The sequence below is a fragment of the Nonomuraea sp. KM88 genome, from assembly GCF_052245635.1.
GTDB lineage: Bacteria > Actinomycetota > Actinomycetes > Streptosporangiales > Streptosporangiaceae > Nonomuraea.
Window position 1 is genome coordinate 43,963 of record NZ_JBQQCC010000026.1, and the last position, 14,602, is coordinate 58,564.

General features: G+C 72.7%; 13 protein-coding genes. 9 read left to right on the forward strand and 4 right to left on the reverse strand.

Annotation, left to right across the window (positions count from 1 at the left end; all coding sequences use genetic code 11):
- Positions 1 to 127 precede the first annotated feature (127 nt).
- The 3 genes from ACTWPV_RS44600 to ACTWPV_RS44610 form a co-directional block, all read right to left on the reverse strand.
- Complete coding sequence (locus ACTWPV_RS44600) at positions 128 to 997, reverse strand: hydroxymethylglutaryl-CoA lyase (RefSeq protein ID WP_443156429.1); 870 nt, start codon at positions 995 to 997, stop codon at positions 128 to 130.
- A 1-nt stretch (position 998) separates the two neighbouring features.
- Complete coding sequence (locus tag ACTWPV_RS44605; RefSeq protein ID WP_347650106.1) at positions 999 to 2,219, reverse strand: CaiB/BaiF CoA transferase family protein; 1,221 nt, start codon at positions 2,217 to 2,219, stop codon at positions 999 to 1,001.
- Between the two features lie 184 nt (positions 2,220 to 2,403).
- Positions 2,404 to 3,390, reverse strand: coding sequence for a LacI family DNA-binding transcriptional regulator (locus ACTWPV_RS44610; RefSeq protein ID WP_443156430.1), 987 nt, complete (start codon positions 3,388 to 3,390; stop codon positions 2,404 to 2,406).
- A gap of 284 nt (positions 3,391 to 3,674) precedes the next feature.
- Between ACTWPV_RS44610 and ACTWPV_RS44615 the strand changes: the two genes are divergently transcribed.
- Positions 3,675 to 5,342, forward strand: coding sequence for a hypothetical protein (locus tag ACTWPV_RS44615; RefSeq protein WP_443156431.1), 1,668 nt, complete (start codon positions 3,675 to 3,677; stop codon positions 5,340 to 5,342).
- 19 nt (positions 5,343 to 5,361) lie between these two features.
- Here the strand turns inward: ACTWPV_RS44615 and ACTWPV_RS44620 are convergent, their stop codons facing one another.
- Positions 5,362 to 6,387, reverse strand: coding sequence for an aminotransferase class V-fold PLP-dependent enzyme (locus ACTWPV_RS44620; protein WP_443156432.1), 1,026 nt, complete (start codon positions 6,385 to 6,387; stop codon positions 5,362 to 5,364).
- Positions 6,388 to 6,504: 117 nt separating this feature from the next.
- Between ACTWPV_RS44620 and ACTWPV_RS44625 the strand changes: the two genes are divergently transcribed.
- The 8 genes from ACTWPV_RS44625 (at position 6,505) to ACTWPV_RS44660 (ending at position 14,585) form a co-directional block, all read left to right on the forward strand.
- Positions 6,505 to 7,239, forward strand: a complete 735-nt coding sequence (locus ACTWPV_RS44625) for a GntR family transcriptional regulator (protein ID WP_347650102.1) — start codon at positions 6,505 to 6,507, stop codon at positions 7,237 to 7,239.
- Positions 7,240 to 7,367: 128 nt separating this feature from the next.
- Entirely contained in the window at positions 7,368 to 8,498 is a 1,131-nt protein-coding gene (gene solA / locus ACTWPV_RS44630) for an N-methyl-L-tryptophan oxidase (protein WP_443156433.1), read from the forward strand.
- Positions 8,495 to 9,547, forward strand: coding sequence for an ABC transporter substrate-binding protein (locus ACTWPV_RS44635; RefSeq protein ID WP_443156434.1), 1,053 nt, complete (start codon positions 8,495 to 8,497; stop codon positions 9,545 to 9,547). Before solA ends, ACTWPV_RS44635 begins: the two co-directional genes overlap by 4 nt.
- Positions 9,544 to 10,587 carry an ABC transporter substrate-binding protein gene (locus ACTWPV_RS44640; RefSeq protein WP_443156435.1) on the forward strand — a complete coding sequence of 348 codons (1,044 nt, stop codon included), beginning with the start codon at positions 9,544 to 9,546 and terminating at the stop codon, positions 10,585 to 10,587. The genes ACTWPV_RS44635 and ACTWPV_RS44640 overlap by 4 nt, the downstream gene beginning before the upstream one ends.
- Complete coding sequence (locus ACTWPV_RS44645) at positions 10,584 to 11,708, forward strand: ABC transporter ATP-binding protein (protein WP_443156436.1); 1,125 nt, start codon at positions 10,584 to 10,586, stop codon at positions 11,706 to 11,708. Before ACTWPV_RS44640 ends, ACTWPV_RS44645 begins: the two co-directional genes overlap by 4 nt.
- Positions 11,672 to 12,628 (forward strand): ABC transporter permease, encoded by a 957-nt coding sequence (locus ACTWPV_RS44650; protein WP_443156437.1) that lies wholly within the window; start codon positions 11,672 to 11,674, stop codon positions 12,626 to 12,628. Before ACTWPV_RS44645 ends, ACTWPV_RS44650 begins: the two co-directional genes overlap by 37 nt.
- A complete protein-coding gene (locus tag ACTWPV_RS44655) occupies positions 12,625 to 13,431 on the forward strand; it encodes an ABC transporter permease (RefSeq protein WP_347650096.1) in 807 nt (268 codons plus the stop codon). Before ACTWPV_RS44650 ends, ACTWPV_RS44655 begins: the two co-directional genes overlap by 4 nt.
- Before the next feature lie 11 nt (positions 13,432 to 13,442).
- Entirely contained in the window at positions 13,443 to 14,585 is a 1,143-nt protein-coding gene (locus tag ACTWPV_RS44660) for an NAD(P)/FAD-dependent oxidoreductase (protein ID WP_443156438.1), read from the forward strand.
- Positions 14,586 to 14,602: the final 17 nt, after the last annotated feature.

A 14,602-nucleotide genomic window follows, 5' to 3' on the forward strand; every position in this document is an offset into this window, starting at 1 on the left:
CGGCCGCGAGCGGTTTCCGCCCGTTTCCCGGGCGTTCTCCCGGGTCCTGCTCGCCGCGGTCGCCGACCTCGAAAAGCCCCTTCTGGACGCCGGGCGAGCGGGACCCGCACTGACCAGGGCCCGCGTGTCACGCAAGCGGCGTGCCCCGCGCCAGGCACTCCTTGACCAGGGCCACCGCGTCGGCGAGTGCGCCCTCGCCGACGCCGGTGCGCACGCCGCGCGCATGCAGGTGCGCCACCAGGCGCTCGGTCGCGAGGTTGCCGTGCGCGCCCGGCGCGAACGGGCAACCCCCGTAGCCGCCGGCGGCGGCGTCGAAGCGGGTCACGCCCAGCTCCAGCGCGGCGTCGACGGTGTCGAGCGCCTGGCCGCGGGCGTCGTGGAGGTGCAGCCCGAACTCCACGTGCGGCAGGGCGGGCCGGATCGTGGCCAGCGTACGGGCGATCCGCTCGGGCTCGGTGGTGCCCAGCGTGTCCGCCAGGACGATGCGGGCCACTCCCATCCCGGCGAGGCCGCGGGCCACGGCGAGCAGTCTGGGCGGGGCGATCTCGCCGTCGAACGGGCAGGTGAACGCGGTAGAGACGCCGCCGGTGAAGGTGGCCTGCGGGTGGCCGGCCACCACGTCGCGGAAACCGGCGAGCCCGTCCTCGACGCCGCGTCCCGCGTTGGCCAGGCTGTGTCCCTGCCCGGCCGACACGACCAGCACGATCTCGTCGGCTCCCGCCGCCACCGCACGGCTGACGCCCCGTGCGTTGAGCGCGAGCGCGCTGTAGCGTACGGAGCCGTCGCGGGGGAGTGCGGCGAACAACTCCTCCGCGCCCGCCATCTGCGGCACCCTGGCCGGGTTGACGAAGGAGGCGGCCTCGATCGCGCGCACTCCGGCGGCGGCCAGCGCGGCGGCGATGGCGACGCGGTCCGGCACCGGGACCACGACGGGCTCGTCCTGCAGCCCGTCCCTGAGCACGACGTCGTTGACCGTCACGTCGGCGGCGACGGGCATGTCAGATCACCTTCCTGGCGCGCAGCTCGCCGAGCCGGCCGGCCGAGTAGCCGAGCAGCTCGCCCAGGACCTGGTCGGTGTGCGCGCCCAGGTCGGGGCCGGCCCAGCGCACGTCGCCGGGCGCGCCGGGCACGCGCGGCACCACGCCGGGGAAGCGGATCTCCTCGGGCTCGCCGTCGACGGTGACCTTGAGCGGGCGGAGCATGTCACGGGCGCGGTAGTGCTCGTCGGCGGCGATGTCGGCGGCGTCGTAGATGGGCCCGGCGGGAACGCCGGCCCGGCTGAGCAGCTCGACCGCCTCGGCGGCGGTGTGGCGGGCGGTCCACGCGGAGATGGCCCCGTTGAGCTCGGGCTCGCGCGCGTCGCGGGCGGAGCCGTCGGCCAGCGTGGGGTCCGTGCCCAGGTCGGGGCGGCCCACCGCGGTCATGAGCCGGCCGAACACGCCGCTGGAGTTCCCCGCGATGATCACGGACCCGCCGCCGCTGGTGGGGTAGATGCCGCTGGGCACCACGCCGGGCAGGTTGCCTGCGGTGCGGCGGCGGATCACGTCGTACGCGTCGTAGTCGGGGACCAGCGACTCCATGGCCATGAACACCGACTCGTAGAGGGCCACGTCCGCGACCCGCGGTCCCTCGTGCGGCCGCCCCCGCGCCTTGGCCAGCAACAACATCAGCGCGCCGATCGCGCCGTACAGGCCGGCCAGGGCGTCGCCGACCGGCGCGGCGGGCCGGACGGGCTCGCGGTCGGGATGCCCGGTGACGTGCCGCAGGCCGCCGAACGCCTCGGCCACGCCACCGAAACCCGCCCGATCCCGGTACGGTCCCGTCTGCCCGTAACCCGAGATGCGGACCAGCACGACGTCGGCGTTGGCGGCCGTCAGCTCGTCGGAGCCGAGCCTGAGACGCTCCAGCGTGCCGGGGCGGAAGTTCTCCACGACCACGTCGCAGTGGCGCACGAGGCCGAGCGCGATGTCGCGGCCCTCGCCGGTGCTCAGATCCACGGTGACGGAGCGTTTGTTGCGGGCGATGGTACGGAACATCATCGACGTCCCGCCCCTGCTGCGCCGCCAGCCGCGCAGTTCGTCCCCGGTGCCGGGCCGCTCGATCTTCACGACCTCGGCGCCGAAGTCCGCGAAGATCCGGGTGGCGAACGGCGCGGCGATGAAGCTGCCCAGTTCGAGGACCCGGATCCCGGCGAGCGGCGGTTGGTCTCCTTCGTCCACAACACTGCCTTTCTCAAATAATGAGTATTAATGCTCATTTAACGAGAATGAGAGCCTATTTGTGACGATAGAGGCCGATATTTGGACAAACAAGGGGAGCGTGCCCCATAAGGACGTCATGGCGGGGCGCTTAGGTGGGCCTAGGGGTGCACGGCGCCGGAGGCCGTGCGGGCCGGGCGCCGGGTCAGCGGGCGCTGCTCTGGCGGGGGCGCAACTCGGCGGGCAGGACGACCGTGGCGGGCCGGCCCGCCGGGGTGGCGATGCGGTCGACGAGCAGGCGGGCGGCCATGCGGCCGAGCTCGTACGTCGGCTGGGCCACCGTGGTGAGCGACGGGCGGACCAGGTCGGCCCACGGGATCTCGTCGAACCCGACCACGCCCATCTCCCCTGGCACCCGCACCTCGCGGTCGGCCAGGCAGCGCAGCGCGCCCACCGTCATGAGGTTGTTGGCCACGAACACCGCGTCGGGGCGCTCGGGGGAGGACAGCAGCGACGCCATGGCGTCGTAGCCGCCCTGCTCGCGGAAGTCGGTCCTGGCGACCAGCGGCTCCGGCGGCTGCTGCGCGGAAAGGGCGGTGGTGTAGCCGCGCAGGCGCAGGTCGGCGGTGCTCACACCCTCGGGCCCCGTGATGCACGCGATGCGCCGGTAGCCGGCGTCCAGCAGGTGCCGGGTGGCCGTGCGCGCGCCCGCCTCGTTGTCGACCACGACGGTGTCGACCTCGCCGCGCGGCAACTGGCGGTCGATGGCGACGACCGGGATGGGGGAGTCGAGCAGGCTCTTGGCCGCCTTCGCGCTGCCCGACGACGCGATGATCACCCCGGCCATCTGCTCGCTCAGCGCCGCCGCGACGTATGTCTCCTCCTTGGCCGGGTCTTCGTCGCTGTTGCACAACACGACGGAGTAGCCCGCCTGCTGGGCGACGTCCTCGACGCCGCGGACGGTGGCGGTGAAGAACGGGTTGCCGATGTCGGAGATGATCACGGCCCAGAGCGTGGTGCGGCTGCGCCGCAGGTTGCGGGCCACCGCGTTGGGGCGGTAGCCGAGCTCGCGGACCGCGGTGAGCACCCGCGCGACCATGGCGGGATCGACCGTCCTGGCGCCGTTGAGCACGCGCGAGACGGTGGCGGCGGACACGCCGGCCTCACGGGCGACATCGTAGATAGTGGGCATCGCACCAAGTTTCTACCATCGCGGGGCTGCGCGCTCCCGGGCCTTCGGCGTCCAACAGGGAAAACTCCAAGATCATCCTGTCACACTTCAAACTTTCTCGAAATATGCCCGCCTGCCGGACGGGGCCCCATCCGATCTCTGGCGCGCGAGGGGCTTGACGCCTGTCACGCACGCTTGTACGTTCGGCCGGAAATCGATTGCTCGCAGCTGTTCTCCGACACCTCCCACCCTCATCGGCCCCCACCGCCGCGCGCCCAGGGGATACCGCACCGCCAGGAGAAGCCATGTATTCGATCGTCCGACGAGGCCTGGGCGCAGGACTGGCCACCCTGCTCCTGGCAGCGACCGCCGTGGCCCAGGACAGCACCCCCGCGGCGGCCGAGGCGCCGCCACCCAGCTCGTTCTTCTCGACGGTGCAGATCGACTCCGGCGCCACGGTCGGGGCGCCCGCCGTCGGCGACAACCGCAACCACGGCGACCTGTGGCCGTCGTGCTGGTCCGACGACGACAACGTCTACACCGCGTACGGCGACGGCATCGGCTTCGGCGGCGCCATGAGCGACATCGGCGTGGCCAGGATCTCCGGCATGCCGGGCAACCTCACCGGCGCCCAGTTGCCGGTCGGCGACGATGTCGGCCAGGTGTGGACCCCGGGACACACGCGCAAGCCGACCGGCATGGCCTGCGTGGACGGCACCCTCTACCTGGCCGTCCAGGACCTGGCCTTCGACTTCAACGACGCGCCCGCCGCCACCATCGCCAAGTCGACCGACCACGGCCGGACGTGGACGTGGGACAGGACGGGCGCGATGTTCCGCGACGGCCTGTTCACCACCATCATGTTCCTCGACTACGGCAAGGCGTACGCCAACGCGCCCGACGACCACGTCTACGCCTACGGGCTCGACCACAACTGGCGCGACTCGTTCAACGACCGGGTGCCCGATCCCGTGGCCGTGTGGCTGGCCCGGGTGCCGAAGGGCGCGGTGCAGGACCGCGACGCCTGGGAGTTCGTCAGCGGCTTCACCGCTTCCGGCACGCCCACCTGGTCGGAAGAGATCGGTGACCGCGTCGCCGTGCTGCACGACGACCGGCACCTGTACCAGGACGTCTACACCGCGGGACGAGCCAGGAACCTCACCGTGATCAGCCAGGGCGGCGTGGTCTACAACAAGCCGCTCGACCGCTACCTGTACACGTCGTGGACGGAGTACACGTTCGAGTTCTACGAGTCGCCCACGCCCTGGGGCCCGTGGCGGCGCTTCACCGGCAAGGACTTCGGCGGCTACCCGTGGACGCGCACCAAGCACGGCGGCTACGCCACGACCATCCCGTCGAAGTACATCAGCGCCGACGGCAGGTCGATGTGGCTGCAGTCGAACGTCTGCCCGTGCGGCGGCGGCTACCCGGAGGGCGAGCACTGGGCGTACACCTTCTCGCTGCGCGGGATGCGCCTCGAACCGCACGTGGAGACCACCCCGGGCAACGCGCCCGACGCCGGCCGCAACCTCGCCAGGGAGCCGGGCACCGCGGGCGTCGAAAGGGTCGCGCACTTCGGCAACACCGCGTACTACAACGACGGCGACAGATCCCGCAGCGAGGACGACTGGAACGACGAGCGCAAGGGCGCCAGCTGGTGGGGATACACCTGGCCGCGCGAGTACACGATGGACAAGGTCGTCTTCACCAGCGGGCAGATGTTCGGCGACGGCGGCTGGTTCGGCGCCGGCCTCAGGGTGCAGGTGCGCAGGGACCACGCCTGGACGGACGTGAGCGGGCTGCGGATCACCCCCGGATATCCGTACGACAGCACGGCGGGGCCCTTCCGCGCGTACGAGCTGGCTTTCGACGCGACCGGCGGTGACGGGGTGCGGATCATCGGCGCCCCTGGCGGCACCCGGACGTTCACCTCGATCGCCGAGCTGGAGGTCTACCACACGGGCGGCACGTGAACGCGGGCGCCGGCTCGGGTCAGGTGAGCGCGTCGAGGGCGCGGTCGACGTCGTCGGCGGTGGTGTAGACGTGGAAGCTGGCGCGTACCTTCCCGGCGCGTACGGCCGCGCGGATGCCGGCCGCCTCCAGCCGCTCGCCCGGGGCGTCCACGGAGACGATGGCCGTGTCGGCGGGCTCCAGGCCCAGCCCGGCTCTGAAGCGGTTGGCGAGCGCCACGTCGTGGTCGTGGACGCGCTGGACGCCGAGCTCGTTCAGCAGCTCGATGGCGGGGGCGGCGCCGACGTACGAGAACCAGGCGGGTGACAGGTCGAACGCGCGGGCGTCGGGGGCCAGGCGCAGCGGAGGGCCGTAGTAGGAGCCGCCCTCGCCGGCGCCGGCGTACCAGCCGGCGGCCAGGGGGCGCATGCGCTCGCGCAGGCGGGGCGACAGGTAGCCGAAGGCGGCGCCGCGCGGCGCCATCAGCCACTTGTACGCGGCGCAGGCCAGCGCGTCGATGCCGGAGACGTCCACCGGGAGCCAGCCGCAGGCCTGCGAGGCGTCGGCGATGACGAGCGCGTCGCAGGCCCTGGCGGCGGCCACGATGTCGGCGAGCGGCGCGACCTGGCCGGTGGCGGACTGGACGAGGCTGAAGGCGACGGCGCTGGTGGAGCCGTCGATCGCGTCGGCCAGCCGGTCGGCGGGGACGGTCTCCACTCGGGCGGCCACCGCCCAGGGGAACAGGTTGCTGGTGAACTCGATCTCGGGCACGACCACGCGCGCGCCCGGCGGCAGCGCCGTGGCGACCGTGGACATGATCTGGGAGACGGTGGAGCTGATCGACACGTCGGCCACGGGGGCGCCGATGAGGCGGGCGAACGCGGCGCGCGAGCGGGCGACGGAGGTGTCCCAGGGCGCCCAGTCGCTGCTGCCGTGCCGCCACTCGGTCAGCACGGCCTGGAGCTCGTCGGCGGCGCGCCGCGGCGGCACGCCGTAGGAGGCGGTGTTCAGCCAGCCCGGATCGGCGTCCCAGAGCTCGCCTGCCGTGGTGATGAGATCAGCGTCCATGGGGGCAGCGTAGACCGCCCGATCTGCCCAGAGTCGACCGCCTCACTGCGACACAGCCCGATAAGTTATATCAAATCTCCTATTGACATAACTAAACGCTACAACGAGTATTTTGGCATGTCAGAACGTGACCTCCTGCTCCATGTGCAGATCCGCAGGGCGCTGGAGGCGCGTATCCGCAGCGGCCACTGGGGTCCGGGCACCCGGATCCCCACCGAGGTCGAGCTCTGCGAGGAGTTCGAGGTCTCGCGCATCACCGTGCAGCGGGCCCTTCGCGACCTCGCCGACGCCGGGCTCATCGTGCGCTTCCGCAAGCGCGGCAGCTTCGTCGCCCAGGCCGTCGGCCGGCACAACCTGCTCCGCTTCACCGGCCTGCTGATCCAGGGACCGGAGACGCACGGCGACCACAAGGTCGTCTCGGCGCAGGTGATGCCCGCGCAGTCGGCGCGGCTGCGGCTGCCCGGCGTGCCGGACGAGGAGGCGGTCGTCCAGATGGAGCGCCACAAGATGGACACGGCCGGCCAGGTGATCAACAGCGAGCTGCACGTGTTGCCGTTCCGGCTGGCGCCCGACCTGCTCGACCAGCCGCTGGAGCCCCTCACCACGCACGCCTACCTGCGCGACCGCGGGATCGAGCTGGTGCGGGCCAGGATGTACGTGGAGCCGTGCGTCCTCGGCGGCGCCGAGGCGGAGGCGTTCGGCCTGCCCGCGGGCACGCCCGCGTTCCGCTGGACGCGCGAGACCTGGACCAGGCGGGGAGAGATCGCGGAGATCGTGGAAATGATCGTCCCGCCCCGGTCCGAGCGGTTCTACGTGGAGACCGACCTGGGCGGCTCCTCCGACCACAGCTGAATCATCCCCTGACAGGACGGCACGACAGGACCGGCGCGACCCAACCGGCGCCGGGCCGGGTTCTCGCCATGCCGTGAACCCCCCAGAAAACCGTCACACCCCCCGAAACCCCCCGAAGGAGCGGAGCCATGACCTCAGTCGCCGTCGTCGGCACCGGCACCGTCGGCTCGATGGCCCTGTGGCGGCTGGCCGAGCGCGGCATCCACGCCGTCGGCTTCGACACCTACGCCCCCGGCCACGACCGCGGGGCCGCCGGAGGCGAGTCGCGCATCTTCCGTACGGCGTACAAGGAAGGCCCCCGCTACGTGCCGCTGCTGCGCGAGGCCCGCGCCCTGTGGGCCGAACTGGAGCGCGCAGCGGGACGCCGGCTGCTCACCCCGGTCGGCGGCGTCACGGCGGGCCCCCGCGAACACCCCAAGGTGCGCGCGGTGCTGGACGCCGCCCGCGCCCACGACCTGCCCGTCGAGGTCCTGACGGGCGAGGACGCGCGGCGGCGGGTGCCCGAGCACCCCCTGCGCGACGGAGAGGTCATGGTCGTCGACCACGACGCCGGCTACCTGCGTCCCGAACCCGCCGTCGGGGCCGCGGCCGCCGCCGCGGAGCGGGCGGGCGCGCGCGTCGCCCGCTACACGCCCGTACGCGAACTGCGCGAGGACGCCGCCGGCGTCACCGTCCTGGCCGAGGACGGCGAGCACCGCTTCACCCACGCGGTGCTCGCCCCCGGCCCGTGGGCGGCGGCGAGCGGCCTGCTGCCCGAACCGCTCGCCCGCGCCCTGACCGTCAGGGCCATCACCTCTACCTGGTTCCCGCGCCGGGACGAGAGCCTGTTCGACCCCGGCCGGTGCCCGATCGCCATCCGCGTCGGCGAGCCCGCCTACTCGTGTTTCCCCGCGGTGGACGGCGCGGGCGTCAAGATCAACCTGCACGTGCCCTGGCGGGAGATCGCGTCACCCGCCGCGCTGGCCCGCAGCGTGCCCGTCGCCTACGTCAGGCAGGTCGCGCGCGCGGTCGCCGAGACGCTGCCGGGACTGGACCCGGACCCGGTGCGGGTGGCGACGTACTGCGACGCCTTCACCTCCGACGGGCACGGCCTGCTCGGCGGGCACGGCCGCACCGTGCTCGCCGCGGCGTTCAGCGGCCACGGTTTCAAGCTCGCACCCGTCCTCGGAGACATCATCGCCGACCTGGTCGAGACCGGCGCGACCGCGCGCGACATCGGCCACCTAGCCCCGAACCGCACCCTGCGGAGGTCGCCATGACACCCAGATCGCTGACCGCCGGGCTCCTCGCCGGAGCCCTCGCCCTCACCTCCTGCGGCCCGCCCACGCCGTCCGCCGCCCCCGGCACGCTGGTCATCGCCGGATACGGCGGGTCGTACGAGGAGGCGTTCAAGCAGTCGGTCATCCCCGGCTTCGAGAAGGCCTGCTCGTGCAAGGTCACCTACGTCGCCGGCAGCTCCACCGACACCGTCGCCAAGCTCAAGGCGCAGAAGGACGCGCCGCAGATCGACGTCGCGCTCATCGACGACGGCGTGCAGAACCAGGCGGTCGAGGCGGGCCTGCTCGCCAAGCTCGACCCGAAGACCGTCACGAACCTGCCCAAGGTGATCGACATCGCCCGCCTGCCCGGTGACGTCGGCGTCGGCTTCTCCCTGAACGCCACCGGCCTGGCCTACAACACCGACTACTACGCCAAGAACGGCCTGCCCGCTCCCGAACGGCTCGCCGACCTGGCGGACCCCAAGCTCAAGGGCAAGCTCGTCATGCCGTCCATCACCCAGACGTACGGCCTGGGCGCCCTGCTCATGGCGGCCAAGGTCGCCGGCGGCTCCGAGCAGGACATCGCCCCCGGCTTCGCGGGCGTGAAGAAGGTCGCCGCCAACGCCGTCACGTTCGACACCACCGCCGACGTGTCCAACTATTTCCTCCAGGGCCAGGCCGTCGCCACCGTGTGGGGCAACTCACGGGTGCAGACGCTGGCCAAGAAGGGGTTCCCCATCAAGTTCGTCTACCCGGAGGAGGGCGCGCTGCCCCTGATCGCCACCGTCAACGTGGTGAACAAGGCGCCGCACCCCGACCTGGCGCAGAAGTTCGTCAACACGCTGCTCGACCCGTCGGCGCAGCAGGCCATGGCCGCCTCCAACTTCAACGGCCCGGCCGTCGAGGGCGTCACGCTCGACCCCGCGCTCGCCGAGAAGGTCGTCGGCCAGGAACGCGCCGCGGACCTGCGCAAGCTCGACTGGGCCACGATCAACAAGAGCCGCTCCGCGTGGACGGACCGCTGGAACAAGGAGATCGAAACCTCATGACCAGGCTGCTCGCCGCGGCGCTGGCCCTCGTCGGGCTCGCGGCCTGCGCCCCGCCCACCCCCGCCGCCGCGCCCGGCAAGCTCGTCGTGGCCGGGTACGGAGGCTCGTACCAGGAGGTCTTCGAACAGGCCGTGCTGCCCGGCTTCGAGAAGTCCTGCGGCTGCCAGGTCACCTACGTCGCCGGCAGCTCCACCGACACCGTCGCCAAGCTCAAGGCACAGAAGGACGCGCCGCAGATCGACGTGGCCCTCATCGACGACGGACCGCAGGCCCAGGCGGCCGAGGCCGGGCTGCTGGCCAGGCTCGACCCGGCCAAGGTCACCCGCCTGGACAAGGTGGAGAAGGTCGCCAGGCTCGCAGGAGACGTCGGGGTCGGCTTCGCGCTGACCGCGACCGGGCTCGCCTACAACCGCGACTGGTACGCGAAGAACGGCCTGCCCGCGCCCAAGCGCCTGGCCGACCTGGCCGACCCGAGGCTCAAGGGCAAGGTCGTGCTGCCGTCGATCAGCAACACGTACGGCGTGGGCGCGCTGATGCTGGCGGCCCGCGCGGACGGCGGTTCCGAGCGGGACATCGACCCGGGCTTCGCGGGCGTGAAGAAGGTGGCCGCCAACGCGTTCACGTTCGACACCACCGCCGACGTGTCCAACTACTTCCTCCAGGGGCAGGCCGTCGCCTCCGTCTGGGGCGGATCGCGCGTGGAGACGCTGGCGGACAAGGACTTCCCGATCGCGTTCGTCTACCCCGAGGCCGGCGCCATCCCGCTGCTGGCCACCGCGAACGTGGTCGACGGGGCGCCGCACCCCGACCTGGCGCAGCAGTTCGTCAACGCCCTGCTGCAGCCCGGCATCCAGCGCGAGCTGGCCGCCGAGGGCTACGACGGGCCGACGGTCACCGACGCCGGGCTCGACCCGGCGGTGGCCGGGCGGGTGGTCGGCCCGGAGCAGGCGGCCGAGATGAAGCCGCTGGACTGGACCGTCGTCAACGACGCGCGGTCCGCGTGGACGGACCGGTGGACGAAGGAGGTCGAACGGTCGTGAGGACCCGCACCACCCGGCAGGAGGCTGAACGGCCAGTGAGCACGAGCACCACCGAGACGCCCGCGGGCACGGCCGCACGGCGCGGGCGCCTGCGCCTGGACGGCGTGCGCAAGGTGCTGGGCGGCAAGGAGGTCGTCTCCGCGGTGGACCTGGAGACGGAGCCGGGCGAGTTCCTGACCCTGCTCGGGCCCTCGGGCTGCGGCAAGACCACCACGCTCAACATGGTGGCCGGGCATCTCGGCGCCGACGGCGGCGTGATCGAGGTGGACGGCACGGACGTCACCGGCACCCCGCCGCACCGCCGCTCGATGGGCATGGTCTTCCAGTCGTACGCGCTGTTCCCGCACATGACGATCGCCGACAACGTGGCGTTCGGCCTGCGCATGCGGAAGGTGCCGGCGGCCGAGCGCCGGAGCCAGGTCGAGGAGGTGCTGGAGATGGTCGGCCTGGACGGCATGGCCGGCCGGCACCCGCGCCAGCTGTCCGGCGGCCAGCAGCAGCGCGCCGCGCTGGCCAGGGCCCTCGTCATCCAGCCCGACCTGCTGCTGCTCGACGAGCCGTTCTCCAACCTCGACGCGCAGCTGCGGGTTCGGCTGCGCGAGGAGGTCGTCGCGCTGCAGCGGCGCATCGGCACCACCACCATCCTCGTCACCCACGACCAGGAGGAGGCGCTGGCGGTCTCCGACCGGATCGCGGTCATGGCCGACGGCGTCATCCACCAGCTCGACCGGCCGCGGGAGATCTACCTGAGGCCGGCCACGGACTTCGTGGCGCAGTTCATCGGCGAGGTCAACGCCCTCGACGGCACCGCCACGGGCGCCGGCGTCTGCGAGGTCGCGGGCGCGAGGGTCGGCGCCACCCCCGTGGGCGACCCTCCGGCCCAGGGCGCCGGCGTGCGCGTCTACGTACGGCCCGAGGTCGTGCGGATCCGGGCGGACGGCGACGGGCTCAGGGGCACCGTGCGGGAGACCCGGTTCCTCGGCTCGCGCATCCGGTGCGTCGTCGCCACCGGTGCGGGCGAGGTGACGGCGGCGCTGCCGTTCGACGCGGAGGTGCCCGAGGCAGGGGAGGAGGTGACCTGCGCATGGCGGCCGTCGGACGCCTCGATGGCGGCCCGGTGAACGGGCCAGGGAACGGGCCAGGGAACGGGCCAGGGACCGGGCCAGGGAACGGGCCAGGGAACGGGCCGGCGAGCGGGCGGGGGAGCCGTCCCCGCTGGCGTACTGGCCTGCTGCTCGCGCTGCCCGCCGTCGTCATCTTCGCGCTGCTGTTCGTGGCGCCGCTGTTCACGCTGGTGGCCAACAGCTTCAGGACGCAGACCGGCGCGTTCACCTTCGGAAACTACGCACGGTTCCTCGGCGACCCGTTCTACCGGGACGTGTTGTGGAACACCCTCAAGGTCGCCGCCCTGACCACGGCCGGCTGCCTGGTCATCGGCTACCCGTTCGCCCTCTACATGCGCGGCCGCTCCCCGCGGGTGCGCAACTGGCTGGCGTTGCTGCTGCTGTCGCCGCTGCTGATCAGCATGGTCATCCGCGCGTACGGCTGGCTCGTGGTGCTGGGGCCGAACGGCCCCGTCGCGGCCGTGCTGACGTGGCTCGGGCTCACCCCGCCGCAGCTGCTCTACAACGACACGGCCGTGCTCATCGGCATGGTCCACGTGATGCTGGCGTACATGGTGCTGCCGCTGATGGGCAGCCTCGACCGGATCGACCCGACGCTCGTGCCCGCCGCCAAAGGGCTGGGCGCGCCCGGCTGGACCTGCTTCTGGCGGATCACGCTGCCGCTGTCCGCTCCCGGCATGCTGGCCGGAGCCATGATCGTGTTCAGCCTGACCGCGTCCAGCTTCGTCACCCCCGCGATCCTCGGCGGCCCGAAGGTGAAGCTCATGCCGTACTTCGTCTACACGCAGGCCACGACCACGCTCGACTGGCCGTACGCGGCCGCGATCGGGTTCGTCCTGGTCGTCGTGACGACCGGGCTGCTGCTCGGCTACTCCCGGCTGCTGCGCAGGGGCCACGGGGAGGCGGTGTTCGGATGACCCGGCTCACCCGCGTGCTCGGCACCGGCTTCGCCGTCCTCGTCGGGCTGTTCCTGATCGCCCCCGTCGCGGTCACCGTGGCCTCCTCGCTCACGACCACGTCGTACGTGACGTTCCCGCCGCAGGGGATCACGCTGCGCTGGTACGCGGAGGTGTTCGGCAAGCCGGAGTTCCTGTCGTCGTTCGCGCTCAGCGCCGGGGTGGCCCTGGCCGCGGCGGCGATCTCCGCGGTGGTGGGTCTGGCCGGCGGGCTGGCCATCCACCGCCACCGCTTCCCCGGGCGCGGCGCGCTGGAGGCGGTGTTGTCCAGCGCGTTCGCGGTGCCCACGATCGTGCTCGGCATCGGCCTGCTGCAGTGGTTCGCGCAGATGGGGCTGGCCTCCAGCCCGTTCACGCTGCTGCTGGCCCACCTGGTGCTGACGGTGCCGTACGCGGTGCGGCTCGTCCTCGCCGGGCTCGCCGGACTGGACCGCTCGGCGGAGAAGGCCGCCGCGGGGCTGGGCGCGCCGCCGTTCCTGGTGTTCTGGCACGTGACGCTGCCCGCCGTGCGCGGCGCGCTCATCGGCGGCGCGTTCTTCGCCTTCATCACCTCCTTCGACGACCTCACCGTGGCGCTGTTCGTGGTCACCACCGACCTGCAGACGCTGCCCGTACGGATCTTCAACTACATGCAGTACGACTACGACCCGACGGTCACCGCCATCGGCACGCTGATGGTGCTGTTCGCCGTGGTCGCGGTCGTCGTCATCGAACGTTTCGTCGGCGTGGCCAGGCTGTTCGGCGCCGACACCGACCACAAGTGAGAGGAGCCACTGTGCGAGTCGTCGTCATCGGTGCGGGGGTGGTCGGTGCCGCGGTCGCGGCCGGTCTGACCCGGCGCGGGGCGCAGGTCACCGTCCTGGAGGCCCGGACCCCGGGCTCCGGTACGACGTCCACCTCGGTCGCGTGGATCAACGCCAACAACAAGACGCCGAAGGAGTACTTCGACCTCAACCACGCCGCCGTCTGGGCGCACCACCAGCTGCCCGGCGACTGGCACTTCCCCACGGGCAACCTCGAGTGCGCGGCCACCGACGAGCACAAGGGCCTGCTGGAGGAGCGCGTGGCGCGGCTGCTGGCCCTGGGCTACCCGGTCGAGCGGGTGACCGCCCGGCGGGCGCGGGCGCTGGAGCCCGACCTGGTGCCGCCGCCCGGCGGCGCCGAGTACGTGTTCTTCCCCGGCGAGGCGTACGTGCTGCCGCTGCGGCTGCTCGGCCGGCTGCTCGGCGAGGCCCGCGACCGTGGCGCGGTGGTCGAGTGCGGGGCCGAGGTCACGGCCGTCGAGACGGCACCGGCGGGCGCCAAGGTGACGCTGGCCGACGGGCGCACGTTCGCCGGCGACGTGGTGGTCACGTGCGCGGGCCGCTGGACGCAGCGGGTGGCCGCGCTGGCCGGGGCGGACGTCCCCATGCTGGATCCCGCCGTGTCCGGGACGGTCACCAACGGGTTCCTGGTCACCACGTCGCCGGTGCCTGCCCGGCTGTCCCGGGTGCTCACCACCGGCGGGCTCAACCTGCGCCCCGACGGCGGGGGCCGGCTGCTGCTGCAGGCGCTGCAGCTGGACGGGCTGGCCGACCCGGCGCTCCCGGTGCCGGGCGAGGTCGTCGACGAGATGCTCGGCCTGCTGCCGAAGGTGCTGCGCGCGACCGAGGGGGCGACGGCGGAGCGGGCGGTCGTCGGCCAGCGGGCGATGCCGGGTGACGGGCTCACCGTGGCCGGCTTCGCCGACGCCGGCCGGCGCGTCTACACGGTGGCCACGCACAGCGGGGTGACGCTGGCGCCGCTGCTGATGGAGGAGGTGGCGGGCGAGCTGTTCGGGGAGGAGTCCGCGCTGCTGTCGCCGTTCCGCCCCGGCCGCTTCGCCGACGGCGCCGTACGTCCCGCCCCGGTCCCGGCCCGCCGCCCCGGCCAGCAGTGACCGGGACCCCGGCCGGT